At 59.9% G+C, this 12496-nt stretch carries 10 protein-coding genes; 4 read left to right on the forward strand and 6 right to left on the reverse strand.

The window, feature by feature from the left end:
* Nucleotides 1–3 precede the first annotated feature (3 nt).
* On the reverse strand, nucleotides 4–714 hold the full coding sequence (locus ACUTJJ_RS12180) for a GntR family transcriptional regulator (protein ID WP_144577738.1): 711 nt from the start codon (nucleotides 712–714) through the stop codon (nucleotides 4–6).
* A gap of 179 nt (nucleotides 715–893) precedes the next feature.
* Here ACUTJJ_RS12180 and ACUTJJ_RS12185 point away from each other — a divergent pair, with 179 nt between their 5' ends.
* On the forward strand, nucleotides 894–1406 hold the full coding sequence (locus tag ACUTJJ_RS12185) for a BA14K family protein (RefSeq protein WP_209090119.1): 513 nt from the start codon (nucleotides 894–896) through the stop codon (nucleotides 1404–1406).
* An 88-nt stretch (nucleotides 1407–1494) separates the two neighbouring features.
* On the opposite strand, the gene ACUTJJ_RS12190 is transcribed toward ACUTJJ_RS12185, so the two are convergent.
* Together ACUTJJ_RS12190 and ACUTJJ_RS12195 are read right to left on the reverse strand one after the other, a co-directional pair.
* Nucleotides 1495–2859: a sigma-54-dependent transcriptional regulator gene (locus ACUTJJ_RS12190; RefSeq protein WP_445542342.1), complete on the reverse strand. Its 1365-nt coding sequence runs from the start codon at nucleotides 2857–2859 to the stop codon at nucleotides 1495–1497.
* 1 nt (nucleotide 2860) lies between these two features.
* Nucleotides 2861–4699, reverse strand: coding sequence for a sensor histidine kinase (locus ACUTJJ_RS12195; protein ID WP_445542343.1), 1839 nt, complete (start codon nucleotides 4697–4699; stop codon nucleotides 2861–2863).
* 236 nt (nucleotides 4700–4935) lie between these two features.
* Here ACUTJJ_RS12195 and ACUTJJ_RS12200 point away from each other — a divergent pair, with 236 nt between their 5' ends.
* Nucleotides 4936–6282, forward strand: a complete 1347-nt coding sequence (locus tag ACUTJJ_RS12200; RefSeq protein ID WP_004438672.1) for a dicarboxylate/amino acid:cation symporter — start codon at nucleotides 4936–4938, stop codon at nucleotides 6280–6282.
* A gap of 179 nt (nucleotides 6283–6461) precedes the next feature.
* Entirely contained in the window at nucleotides 6462–6899 is a 438-nt protein-coding gene (locus tag ACUTJJ_RS12205) for an EamA family transporter (protein ID WP_063950031.1), read from the forward strand.
* Nucleotides 6900–6939: 40 nt separating this feature from the next.
* On the opposite strand, the gene ACUTJJ_RS12210 is transcribed toward ACUTJJ_RS12205, so the two are convergent.
* Together ACUTJJ_RS12210 and ACUTJJ_RS12215 are read right to left on the reverse strand one after the other, a co-directional pair.
* A complete protein-coding gene (locus tag ACUTJJ_RS12210; RefSeq protein WP_445542344.1) occupies nucleotides 6940–8292 on the reverse strand; it encodes an aspartate aminotransferase family protein in 1353 nt (450 codons plus the stop codon).
* Between the two features lie 35 nt (nucleotides 8293–8327).
* Nucleotides 8328–9062, reverse strand: a complete 735-nt coding sequence (locus ACUTJJ_RS12215; protein WP_063950033.1) for an SDR family NAD(P)-dependent oxidoreductase — start codon at nucleotides 9060–9062, stop codon at nucleotides 8328–8330.
* Nucleotides 9063–9362: 300 nt separating this feature from the next.
* Between ACUTJJ_RS12215 and ACUTJJ_RS12220 the strand changes: the two genes are divergently transcribed.
* Nucleotides 9363–10517 (forward strand): amidohydrolase, encoded by a 1155-nt coding sequence (locus tag ACUTJJ_RS12220; protein ID WP_445542345.1) that lies wholly within the window; start codon nucleotides 9363–9365, stop codon nucleotides 10515–10517.
* A gap of 3 nt (nucleotides 10518–10520) precedes the next feature.
* Here ACUTJJ_RS12220 and ACUTJJ_RS12225 read toward each other — a convergent pair.
* Nucleotides 10521–12496, reverse strand: a 1976-nt coding sequence (locus tag ACUTJJ_RS12225) for a tetratricopeptide repeat protein (RefSeq protein WP_445542346.1), incomplete at its 5' end; no start/stop codon positions are given.

Raw genomic sequence — 12496 nt, forward strand, 5'->3', positions numbered from 1 at the left:
CGATCAAAGAGCCAATGCGTCCCTGAGCGCCAGCCCTTCCTTCATGCGAAGGTCGAGATCGGCTTCGATGTGGTCGAGGTGCCGCAGCATCAGCGCACGGGCTTTTGCCGCATCCTTCGCCTCCAGCGCATCCAGTAGGTCGGCGTGGTCATTATGGCCGCAGCTCGAAACACCAGACCGACCGTAAAGCGCGATGACCAGCGACGAACGGGCGACCAACTCATCCATGAATTTTTCGAGGATGGCGTTGCCGGCAAGCGAGGCGAGCATCAGATGAAAATCACCGGATGCCTTGATTTCCGCACGCCTTGCGCTTGGCCCGCGCTCATGCTGATGGCGGCTTTCCTCGACAAGGTGTTCCCTCAGACGCTTCGCCGCCGCAGGTGTGATCTTTTCGATTGCCGCGTCCACGACGCCGGGCTCGATCAGCCGGCGCGAGGCAAAAACCTGCCGCGCCTCATCTGGGGTGGGATTGGAAACGAAGGCGCCGCGATTACGCTCCGTCTTCACCAGCCCTTCGTAAGCCAGCATCTGAAGCGCTGCGCGCACGACCGTGCGGCTGACATCGAAGAGCGTTCCAACCTCGGCTTCCGACAACTTCGTTCCGGGAGACAGGCGCCGGTCGACAATGGCGTCCCGAAGCGTGTCGCGGATGGCCTGCGCGCGATCCTCATGCGAACTGTCCGGATTGAATGATATGTGGGAAAGGCTCATCTCTGCGTCCTGTTGCACCTTGAGTTCTAGCGCGAAGTTCGGCGCGCGCAAACAGGAATTGCGGAGCGCCGCCGCTCCGCCACAATTCATTCAGCATCCGTTCAGCAGCCAGCCTGTAATTCCTTAACCATCGAATTAGCAACTGGCAGCGTCCTGCCACTTGGATGGAAGAACAAACCATGTCGTCCTTTGCAGCTAAAACAATTCTGACAATTGCCGTCGCCGCCGCCACGATCGTTCCCCTGAGCAGCGCTTCCGCCGGAGACTGGGACCGCCATGATCGCCGCGATGCTGCCCTTCTCGGCGGCGTGCTCGGCCTTGCCGCTGGTGTCGCCGTCGGTTCCGCATTGTCCCGCCCCGCACCCGTCGATGACGAACGCGTCTATATCGACCCGCCGCGTCGCTACGAGCCGAGCTATGTCTATGAAGAGCCGGATTATCGTTATTACCGGCCGCAACCGCAGCCGGTTTACCGCCCCGCTCCGGTCTATCGCCCGGCACCGGTTTACCGTGCGCAGCCGGTCTACGACACCAATCCCGGTTACTACCAGCCGCGCCGCACGTACCGTACCATCGAGCCGTGGACAAATGCCTGGTACGACTACTGCTCGCAGCGGTATCGCAGCTTCAATTCCCGCTCCGGCACCTATGTCGGCAATGACGGTCAGCGTCATTTCTGCGTAGCGGGCTGATCAAAGACATTTCGACGCCTTCAGTGTCTTCTTTTTTAAAGCCGCGGGCGGAAACCTCCGCGGCTTTTTCATGAGCACAGCATACTGCCTACACTGCACCGCTCCTCACATAATCGCCGCGGTTGATGCCGTGACGTTGCAGCTTGTCGTAGAAGGTCTTTCGGGCGATGCCGAGCGTCGCGATGGTTTCCGCCACGTCGCCATTGGCCTGTTCCAGCGTTTCACGAATGATCCGCGCTTCGATCTCGTCCATGCGCTCCGGCAGGGTGCCGGAGGAAGGCAGAGCAGCTTGTGATGCAGGAGCTCCGACTGGACCCGTCTCCAGCCCCAGCACCACCCTTTCGGCAAAGTGGCCGAGTTCGCGCACATTGCCCGGCCAATCATGGTCATTCAGGTGACGCGAGATAGCAGCGCCGATCTGCGGCACCGGCATGTTGAAGCGGTTCGCAGCTTTGGCAACAAAATGCGAGAAGAGCAAAGGGATATCCGGCTTTCGTTCGCGCAGTGGCGGGATCGAAAGCGTGACGACGTTCAAACGGTAATAGAGGTCTTCACGGAAGGTGCCCCGCTCAGCAGGATCGCCAAGATCGACCTTCGCGGCTGCCACGACACGAATATCAACCGGCCGTTCGTCATTCGACCCCAGCGGCGAAACTTCCCGCATTTCAAGCACGCGCAGCATCTTCACCTGCACGGCGAGCGGCATGCTTTCAATCTCGTCCAGAAAGAGCGTTCCGCCGCTCGAATGTTCGATACGCCCGACCCGCTTTTTCTGAGCGCCGGTAAAAGCGCCCGCCTCGTGGCCAAAAAGCTCGCTTTCGATAACCGTTTCCGGCAATGCGCCACAATTCAGCGCCACGAAATTTCCCTTAGCGCGCTTCTTGCTCCACCGGTGAAGCGCCGTCGCGACCACTTCCTTGCCGCTGCCCGTTTCGCCCGCCACCAGCACATCCACATCCGTATCGGCAATGTGGCGCAGCGTCGTGCGCAGGCGTTCCATGGCCGGCGTCTGGCCAATCAGCGGAAGGTCGTCCTCAGCCTGCCCCGCCGCCCGGCGAAGCGCTCGGTTCTCCAGCACGAGACGGCGCTTTTCCAGAGCCCTGCGTGCGCTTTCAACCATACGTTCGGCGGGAAAGGGCTTTGCAATGAAGTCGTAAGCGCCGTTATGAAGCGCATCGACGGCCATTGGCACGTCCCCATGGCCGGTGATGAGGATGACGGGCAGATCCGCATCAATCTTGCGGACATGATCGAAGAACTCGAGCCCCGTCATGCCCGGCATCCGCACGTCCGATATGATGACGCCATCGAAATCGTCGTTCAACGCCGCGAGCGCCTGCTCGGCACGGGGAAAAGACGTGACGGACAGTCCGTCCAGCTCCAACGTCTGTACCATGGCTTTTCGCAGCTGGGAGTCATCATCAACCAGGAATATGGTTCCAGTCGTCGTCATGTCATGCTCGCTTCAGAAATACGGAAAAACAGGTGCCTGCCTCGCTGCTTGCCACCTCAATCCGCCCGCCGTAATCCGACGCAATATCGTTCGAGATGACGAGACCAAGGCCAAGGCCGCCTTCCTTGGATGTATTGAAGGGGGAAAACAGCTGGGCGCGGATGGCGTCGGGAATGCCGGTGCCATTGTCGCTGACGGAAATCACGATCATCTCGCCTTCCTCACGTACACGCACCTCAACTCTCGATTTTTCAATTGTTTCCGTGGCTTCGAGTGCGTTCTGCAACAGGTTGATCAGGATCTGTTCAAGCCGGATGCGGCTGCCCAAAACCATCAAATCCTGATCCGGCGACACGATATCAAGAGCATCCATCTGACCGGAAAAGCGGCTGCGCAACAGCACGACAGCGCCTTCGATGACTGACCTGACACTCACGGGCTCGGCAGCAGTACGCCCCTTGCGCGCAAGGATTTTCAGATCGGTGGTTATGGTGCCAATACGCTCGGTCAGGGCGGCAATATCCTCAAGGTTTTCGGTAACCTCCGCGAGACGATCACGCTTAAGCAGGGTCCGGGCATTGTCGGCAAAGGCGCGGATCGTGGCGACCGGCTGGTTGATCTCATGCGCCACACCCGCTGCCACCTGTCCGAGGATGGAAAGGCGGTTGGCCTGCACCAGCTCATGCTGCACATTGCGCAGCTCGCCGGTGGTTTTCTGGTGAAGGGCGATTTCCGCCTGCAAGTGGTCGCGTGTCTTCGTCAGATCGCGGGTCCGCTCCTGCACCTTCATTTCGAGTTCCAGACGGGCTCGTTGCTCCTCTTCCTTTTCCCTTAGCGCCTTATGCCTGCGCCATAGCCACAAAGCGGAGATCGCCACGAGCGGCATCAACGTCGCCAGCGCCACCACCCTGCCCTCCCGTATGGACGCATTGAGCGCCGGTGCGACTGGCTGAAGATAATGCAGCGTCCACGACGTCGTTGGAACGGGAACTTCCAGGCGCAGGTAATCGCCGCGCTCTTTCACGGGCGCATCAACGTGGATGAGAGGAATTGCCTCGCCAGAGCGTCGCGCCGCCCGAAAAGGAAGGGTGGAGAGCGTCTCATTGCCGAATTGAAGGCTATCGGAGATGATTTTTCGCCGCGCCTCATCGATTGGCGACACGGTCCTGAACCGCCATTCCGGCACGCTGGTCATCAGCACGACGCCGTTCCTGTCAACGACATAGACCGGCTTGCCGCCGATGTTCCAGTCCGTTTCAAGCCGATTGAACTCGACCTTGGCGATGACGACACCAAGCGCGCGACCATCCGCAGCATCGATGCGGCGGGAAATATAGAGCCCGGGCCGGCGGCTGACATTTCCGAGCGCGTAATGTTCGGAAATGCCATCCTTCATTGCCTGCCGGAAGTACTCGCGGAAGGCATAGTTTGAGCCGACGAAACTATCCGCCTCCCGCCAGTTGCTCGAGGCTATGGTCAAGCCCGTCGGTCCGGTGACATAGATGACCGATGCTTGCGTGCCTTCGATCAGCCCCTCCAGCTTTTTATTCAGCCGATCGAGTGCGGGCGGACCACCGCCATCAAGTGCCGCAGCAATATCAGGATCACCCGATAAGACCAGCGGAATGGCGCGCGGCCGCTCCAGTGCAACATTCAAAAGCGCGATCTTCAGCTCCGCATCGGTCGCCGCTTCGGAACCCGCCTTGCGAAGGGCCTGATTGCGGGCGATATCATCGGCGACAAGCAGCACACCGAGACCGACGAGCAACCAGAGGCCGGCCAGCGCCAGCCACTGTGCCTGCCGCCTGGCGCGGGAATTCAGGGTGCGGTTCTCGGTCATCGCCTTATTGTGCGGATTCACACACAGGCCGCAAGCATTTTTGTCCGGAATTCCGCACAAACGGTCAAGCACTCCTAAAGCCTGAATAAAAACTACTTTTTAAATCAGTCAGTTGCGGCAAATAATCAAGTCTGGCATGCGTATTGCACATGACTCCTCAATCGGCGCGAAGCCGTCAACGACACGGCGATCCCGGGAGGCCAATCAAGGCAGGGTGAGGCCGAGGAGGAAAAAACATGATCGATACGACAGCCGTGGCCGCGGGCCACGCCAAATTGCCATTTTACAAGCATCTGTATTTCCAGGTTCTCGTGGCCATCATCGCCGGTATCGCGCTCGGCCATTTCTATCCGGCCTTCGGTGAAGAGCTGAAGCCGCTCGGCGACGGCTTCATCCGCCTCGTCAAGATGATCATCGCACCGGTGATCTTCCTCACCGTCGCAACCGGTATTGCCGGCATGAACGACATGAAGAAGGTCGGACGTGTGGCCGGCAAGGCCATGATCTACTTTCTGGTCTTCTCCACCCTTGCGCTCATCGTTGGCCTCATCGTCGCCAACACCGTGCAGCCCGGCGCCGGCATGAACATCGATCCGGCCACGCTGGACGCCAAGGCCGTCGCGACCTACGCCGACAAGGCCCATGAGCAGACGATTACCGGCTTCCTGATGAACATCATACCGACGACCATCGTGGGTGCTTTCGCCAGCGGCGATATCCTGCAGGTGCTGTTCTTCTCGGTGCTCTTCGGCATCGCGCTCGGCGTCGTCGGCGAGAAGGGTAAGCCCGTCACCGATTTCATGCATGCCCTGATGTATCCGATCTTCAAGCTGGTTGCGATCCTGATGAAGGCCGCCCCCATCGGCGCTTTCGGCGCGATGGCCTTCACCATCGGTAAATACGGCATCTCGTCCGTCACCAACCTTGCGATGCTGATCGGCACCTTCTACGTCACGTCTTTCCTGTTCGTGTTCGTGGTCCTCGGCGCTGTCTGCCGTTACAACGGGTTCTCCATCGTTGCGCTCATCCGCTATATCAAGGAAGAACTGCTGCTGGTTCTCGGTACCTCGTCTTCCGAGGCTGCCCTGCCCGGCCTGATGAGCAAGATGGAAAAGGCCGGCTGCAAGCGCTCCGTCGTCGGTCTCGTCATCCCCACCGGTTACTCTTTCAACCTTGACGGCACCAACATCTACATGACGCTGGCAGCCCTCTTCATCGCGCAGGCAACCGGCATTCATCTCTCCTTCGGTGAACAGATCCTGCTGCTTCTGGTCGCCATGCTTTCTTCCAAGGGTGCGGCCGGCATCACCGGTGCGGGCTTCATCACGCTTGCGGCAACGCTCTCCGTCGTGCCTTCCGTTCCGGTTGCCGGCATGGCGCTGATCCTCGGCATCGACCGCTTCATGTCCGAGTGCCGCGCGCTGACCAACTTCGTCGGCAATGCGGTCGCCACCATCGTCGTCGCCCGCTGGGAAGGCGAACTGGATCAGGACCAGCTTGCCCGCGTTCTGAGCGGCAAGGAAGAATTCACCGGCATAGCCGATGTGGATCAGCTCCCGGCTTCTGTGCAGCCGGCAGAGTAATACGACCTCCCAAGGTCCTGCCTGTGCCGGCTCGTCCGGGCAGGCATTGCATGAAGGCCGACGCATCGCCTCGATGCGTCGGCCTTTGTCGTTTGCGCAACGACCTAAAAATGGTTTTATCGGACACACAGTGAGATTGGCCACATCGGCATAAAACCGTTTTGACGAGAGTAGCGCTTATGAGAAACATTTTTCTGGCATGGCAATTCTGGGCCTTGTTATCAGCGGCGTTCGCGGCCCTCACTGCCATTTTCGCCAAAATTGGCATCGAGAATGTCAATTCTGATTTCGCCACGTTTATCCGCACCATGGTCATACTCGCTGCCGCCGGCTTGATGGTCTACGTCACCGGCAACTGGCAACAGCCCTCCACGATCTCCGGCAAAACCTGGATTTTCCTTGTCCTGTCAGGCTTGGCGACGGGCGCATCCTGGATATGCTATTTCCGGGCGCTGAAAATCGGCGATGCCGCCCGCGTCGCGCCCATAGATAAGCTGAGCGTCGTCTTCGTCGCGGTTTTTGCAGTGCTGTTTCTGGGCGAAAAGCTCTCGCTGCCGAATTGGCTCGGCGTGGTGCTGATCGCCTGCGGCGCGGTTCTTGTCGCGTACCGCGGCTAGTGTCGGCCCTAATGAAGCGACCGACACTATACGGTAAGTATCAGCCCCGGGCCTGCAATGCCTTATCAAGACCGCGCCTCACCCCGGAAAACAGCTCATCCAGCTGCTCGGCCGTGATGATCAGCGGCGGGCAGAAGCAGATGGATTCGCCAATAGGCCGGGTAATGACGCCTTCGCTTTCGATAGCGGCGGCCAGCGCAAGCGTTGTGTCGCCCGGCTTCATGCCCTCCCACGGCTTCACTTCCAGCGCACCGATAAGGCCTATGCCCCGAGAGGAATGGATGAGCGGATGATCGGCAAGAGCTTTCAGATGATCGAGAAACTTTCCTTCCAGGCGCGCGACATTGCCGACCAGATCGCGCTCCTGAATGATCTTCAGGTTCTCAAGACCCACCGCGGTCGCGACCGGATGGCCGGAGGCGGTGTAACCGTGGCCGAAAGAGCCGATCCGGTCTGATTCATCGGCGATCGGCTGATAGAAATCATCGTTCATGATGATGGCCGAGAGCGGCATATAGGATGACGAAATCTGCTTTGAGACGACAAGCACGTCGGGTTTGATGTCGTAGGTCTCGCAGGCAAACATCTTGCCGGTACGGCCAAAACCACAGATGACCTCGTCAACCACCAGCAGGATGTCGTACCTTTTCAGGATCGCCTGCACGCCTTCCCAATATCCATCGGGCGGCAAGAGAACGCCACCCGCGCCCATGACAGGCTCACCCCAGAAGGCGGCGATGGTCTCGGGACCTTCGCGGAGGATCAGGTCTTCCAGTTCCCCAAGAATACGCGCGGTGAAATCTGCCTCGCTTTCCCCGTCCTTTCCAAAGTGGACATAGGAGGGGCAGGCCGTATGGAGCATGCGGTCCAGCGGCAGGTCGAAGCTCTCATGATTGCGCGGCAGGCCGGTGATAGAGGCCGACGCGATAGTTACCCCATGATAGCCCTTGATGCGGCCGATGATCTTTTTCTTGTCCTTTTTGCCAAGCGCATTCGAGCGATACCAGACCATTTTGGCGACAAGGTCGTTGGCCTCCGAGCCGGAGGAGGTGAAATGCACCTTCGACATGGGCACAGGCGCAAGCTCGATCAGCAGTTCCGCCAGATCGACGGACGGGCCGTGGGTCTTGTAGGAGAAGGTGTGGTAATAGGGCAGCTTCTGCATCTGCTTCGTTGCGGCGTCCACCAGACGCTGCTCGCCGAAACCGAGCGCCACGGACCACAACCCCGCCATCGCCTCGATGTAACGCTTGCCGCTGCTGTCGGTCACGTAGATGCCTTCGCCGCTTTCGATCACCAGACCGCCGGTCTTTTCGAATTTGCGCAGATTGACGTTCGGGTGCATCTGATAGGCGATATCGCGTGCCTCGACGGAATTCGGCAGGATGGTCATCGATGAGGGCTCCGTTTCGGTTGATGTCCAAGGCGTCAGACGTGCTGTCCGCCATTGATGTGGATTTCTGCGCCGTTGATATAGCTCGATTGATCCGAGCAGAGGAAATAGATGGTTTGCGCCACCTCGGCCGTCGTCCCGAGACGCCCCAGCGGCACCTGCGCATCCACCAGTTCGGCGGTGCCGGGGGAAAGAATGGCCGTATTGATCTCGCCTGGCGCTATGGCGTTGGCGCGCACGCCACGCGGGCCGAATTCATGAGCCAGTTCGCGCGTGAGCGCCGCCAGCCCAGCCTTGGAGGCGGCATAAGCAACGCCGGCGAAGGGATGAACCCGCGAGCCGACGATGGAAGTGACATTGACGATTGAGCCCTTTGCCGCTTCCAGTTCCGGCAGAAGGGCGCGCGCAAGAAGCGCCGTCGAAACGAGGTTGACGTTCATGACCCGCGTCCAGATTTCCGCCGTTGTATCCGCCACCCCTAGCCGACTGCCGCCTTCACCCTTGGGCGAAATCCCGGCATTGTTGACAAGAGCTGCAAGCTTGCCCTCGGGCAGGCGCGAGCGCACCTCGTCCGCCAGCTCATCGATACGCGACAAATCCTCGAGATCAGCCTGAATATGGCTTTCCCTGGCAGAGGGCCAGCGGCATTCCTCGGAAAAAGGCTGCCGCGATACGGTGAGGATCCTCCAGCCTTTTTCCTGAAAAAGCTTGACGGTGGCATGCCCGATCCCGCGGCTCGCGCCGGTGAGAAGCATGAAGGGAACAGCCATGTGAGAACTCCTGTGCCATGCGATCCGTTGAGCCGGACACATTCAGCATCGCATGTTAAAGGGCTGCAAGCGGCTGGCAAGGTCTTTTCTGTCGCACTGCGGCAATCTCTGGATCGGCCATGAGCTCATCCCATGCGAGCCCCCCACGCTCAATCCGCGCAGGTTTCCGATTTCGCAAAATCTCCGCCAGCCCGAAAGACAAGGGGGTAAGTGGTCGCACCCGCCAAAGGTTTTGCATTGGCGATGACGCCCTGTAAGTTGCGGCGGGATAACCCGCCCGAAAGCTTGCGAGGACGTCAAATGTTTCTGACCAACAAGGAGATGCTCGAACTAATCGAGCTTCGTCATGATCTTCATCGTCACCCGGAAGTTTCCGGCGAGGAGAAAGAAACCGCACGGCGCATTTGTGCTTTCCTTGAGCACGCGCAACCCGACCATCTCTTGACCGATTTCGGCGGCCACGGCGTCGCGGCCATCTATGATAGCGGCAAAGCCGGCCCGGCAATCCTCATCCGTTCCGAACTCGACGCTTTGCCCATTCACGAGAAAAGTGAGGCGGATCACCGATCGGTTACCGATGGCAAAGGCCATCTTTGCGGTCATGACGGACATTCTACCATTCTGACGGCATTGGCGTTGGGTCTTTCCCGCGAGCGGCCGGCGACCGGCCGGGTGATCCTTCTCTACCAGCCCGCAGAAGAGAACGGCGCGGGCGCAGCGGCCGTCCTTGCCGATCCTCGCTTCGAACAGATCAAGCCCGATTTTTCCTTTTCACTGCACAATCTGCCCGGCCTCGCACTTGGCTTTGTCAGCGTGACGGCAGGGCCGGTCAATTGCGCATCGCGTGGCATCAAGATTCGGCTCTCCGGTAAAACCGCTCATGCCTCTTCACCCGAGCACGGCATCTCGCCAATGCGGGCAATCTCGCAGTTGATGCCAGCCTTGGCTCAACTCGGTTCAGGCTTTCCGCCCGAGCCTGATTTTTCGATGGTCACCATCACCCACGCGGTCATGGGAGAAGCTGCTTTCGGTATTTCGCCGGCGGACGCTGAAATCTGGGCGACCCTGCGAACGCTGACGGACGACCGGATGGAAAAGCTGTGCGAGGCAGTGGAATCACTCGCGAGACAGATTGCAAGCGATCAAAAGCTAACGCTTGAGATGGCTTATGACGATGTTTTCCTGCATTGCGAAAATGCTTCTGATGCGGTCGACCATATCCGTCGAGCGCTGGACGACGAGAATATCGCCCACGGTTCCGAAGGCCTGCCGATGCGGGCCTCGGAGGACTTCGGCCGATTTCGTGCCGTTTCCTCCTCCGCCATGTTCTTCCTGGGTGCAGGCAGAGACTACCCCAACCTGCACAATCCGGATTACGATTTTCCAGACGCGTTGATCGGCATCGGTGCACGCATCTTCATGCGCCTGATCCGCAACCTTACAAAAGCGAAATAGCGATCAGCCGCCCTGGGGGCCGTTGCTCGGCCGGGCAGCACGGACCGCGGCGAGCCCCCTGATACCATCCTTGTTACCGATCGCGGTCAGGCTCTCGAAAATCTGGGCGGCCTCACCATATCGCTTCATCGCAAGATAGGAATAACCACGCAGCACCATCAGATCCGTGCGCTCATCCGCAAGCCGTGCCCGCTGGTCGAGCAGGAGCAGCGTCTCGGCATAGCGTTTCGACTGGAAGGCGGAAACCGCGCGATCCGCAAGGATGGAGACCTGCAACTCGGTCGCGCGAGGGCGGTCCAAGCTGGACTTCGTCGCCGAGACGGCCGCGTGATCCGTGAGACCCATGCGCAGATAAGCAAGGCTCTGGCCGTACGCCGCGTCGCTTTTCACCGTCGAATGACCGCTCTCAATTGCTGATTCAAAGGCTTTCAGTGCCTCCGCCGGCCGGTTCGTTTCCATCAGGCACCAGCCGAGATCGAGGGCCTGCTGCGGCGGCAGACGCTGCGGGTCAGGATAAGCCGTACAGGACCGTGGTCGTGAGGCCGCGCTCGTGTCCCTTTGTGCTTGCGCGGGCCTGCGTGCCTGCTTGCGGACCGGTTCCGGCTGCTGTGTGACAGCAGGGGCATAGGTCACCGCCGTCTCGCTCTGGGGTGCATATGCGGGGACCGGCGTTGTCGCCTGGGCCGCCGCGGTTATGGGCGCAACCGGCTGGCCGGTCTGGTCCACCATGCGCGCGGTTCCGACATCGGCAATGCGTTGCGAGCGACCGCCCCACTGCTGCTGGATCCCGCGTAGACCGGCGAGATTACGCAGATCGTGATAGCTGACTGCTATTCCATAGGCAGATGGTTCATCGTCCGGCTTCCAGCCAAGGGCTGTACTAAACCATTGCAGGGCGAGCGGGGTCTGCCGAAAAGCCAGCGAATACCACCCGAACTGCTGGGCGGTGGCCGCATCCTTACGGGCTACCGTTTCGGCAGCGATGCGTTGCAATACATCAGGCGGCAATGCGACCGGTGGCTGCAGCGCAAGAAGATTGGCCGTTGCGGCAAGATAGGTGGCACGCGCATCGTCGGAAGCGCCCCGCCACTTATACATGACATCTTCTGCCTCGCGCGGCTCGTTGCGATCAATCAGGGCGAGCGCCAATCCCTGGGATGCCGATGCGCTGTCTTCCTCTTCCCGCGCCTTGCGGAACCACTTTTCCGCCTCGGTCATGTTTTTCTGGCGAATGTAATACCAGCCCAGCAGGAGGGCATCGCTCGAAAGTTTGTCGGTCTCTGCGAGCCTTTCAAGCCGCAACACATAGGCTGAGGGAACGGTCACAACCGGCTCCTCGCCATCTTTCGGCTTTTCTCCGGCTTTGGCCACAAACTGGCGGGCGAGATCGTTCTTGACGGGTTCGAACTCGAGCTGACCATCCGCGCCGGGTTTCTCTTTGGCCAGCAATTCGTCCATCATCTTGGCCGGCAGGAGCGCCGATGCCTTCTGCACCGTGGCGAGCCTATCGTTTGCGGCAGTGCAATTATTGAGAATGTACAGATAGGCGTCGCGCGCGCGTCCCATCCGGTCCGTATTGGCGAAAGCCTCCGCCACCCGCCACAGGACGTCGACCTCGCCGCAGGTCAAGAGGCCAGGATTGCCCGCCGCCGTGTCCACCACCGTGGCATATTGCTTGAGGTCGGAGGCATTGACGAGACGTTGACGCGCCTCGGCGAGGGAAAGCATGCCCATCAGATTGTCCGGCGGCTGCCAGTCTGGCTCGGCCTGCTGGCGATCGGCAATGGCCTTCCTCACCTCTGCATAGCGGCCATCCGTATAAAGCTGCCACATGGCATCGAGTTTCGGATCGCCGTTTTCGGGGACGGCGAGAGGATCAGCAGGCGGCGTCCAGTTGGGATAAAGCGCGCGAAGGCGTGCGATTTCCGCCTGGAGGCGCTGGGTGTCTCCCTTCGCCGCAAAATAGCGCAACGCGCTCA

The organism is Agrobacterium sp. DKPNP3 (assembly GCF_052686535.1).

Bases quoted from the DNA above. Each gene is read 5' to 3' on its own strand.
- ACUTJJ_RS12180 (WP_144577738.1), bottom strand. From the start codon at position 714: ATGAGCCTTTCCCACATATCATTCAATCCGGACAGTTCGCATGAGGAT.
- ACUTJJ_RS12185 (WP_209090119.1), top strand. From the start codon at position 894: ATGTCGTCCTTTGCAGCTAAAACAATTCTGACAATTGCCGTCGCCGCC.
- ACUTJJ_RS12190 (WP_445542342.1), bottom strand. From the start codon at position 2,859: ATGACGACGACTGGAACCATATTCCTGGTTGATGATGACTCCCAGCTG.
- ACUTJJ_RS12195 (WP_445542343.1), bottom strand. From the start codon at position 4,699: ATGACCGAGAACCGCACCCTGAATTCCCGCGCCAGGCGGCAGGCACAG.
- ACUTJJ_RS12200 (WP_004438672.1), top strand. From the start codon at position 4,936: ATGATCGATACGACAGCCGTGGCCGCGGGCCACGCCAAATTGCCATTT.
- ACUTJJ_RS12205 (WP_063950031.1), top strand. From the start codon at position 6,462: ATGAGAAACATTTTTCTGGCATGGCAATTCTGGGCCTTGTTATCAGCG.
- ACUTJJ_RS12210 (WP_445542344.1), bottom strand. From the start codon at position 8,292: ATGACCATCCTGCCGAATTCCGTCGAGGCACGCGATATCGCCTATCAG.
- ACUTJJ_RS12215 (WP_063950033.1), bottom strand. From the start codon at position 9,062: ATGGCTGTTCCCTTCATGCTTCTCACCGGCGCGAGCCGCGGGATCGGG.
- ACUTJJ_RS12220 (WP_445542345.1), top strand. From the start codon at position 9,363: ATGTTTCTGACCAACAAGGAGATGCTCGAACTAATCGAGCTTCGTCAT.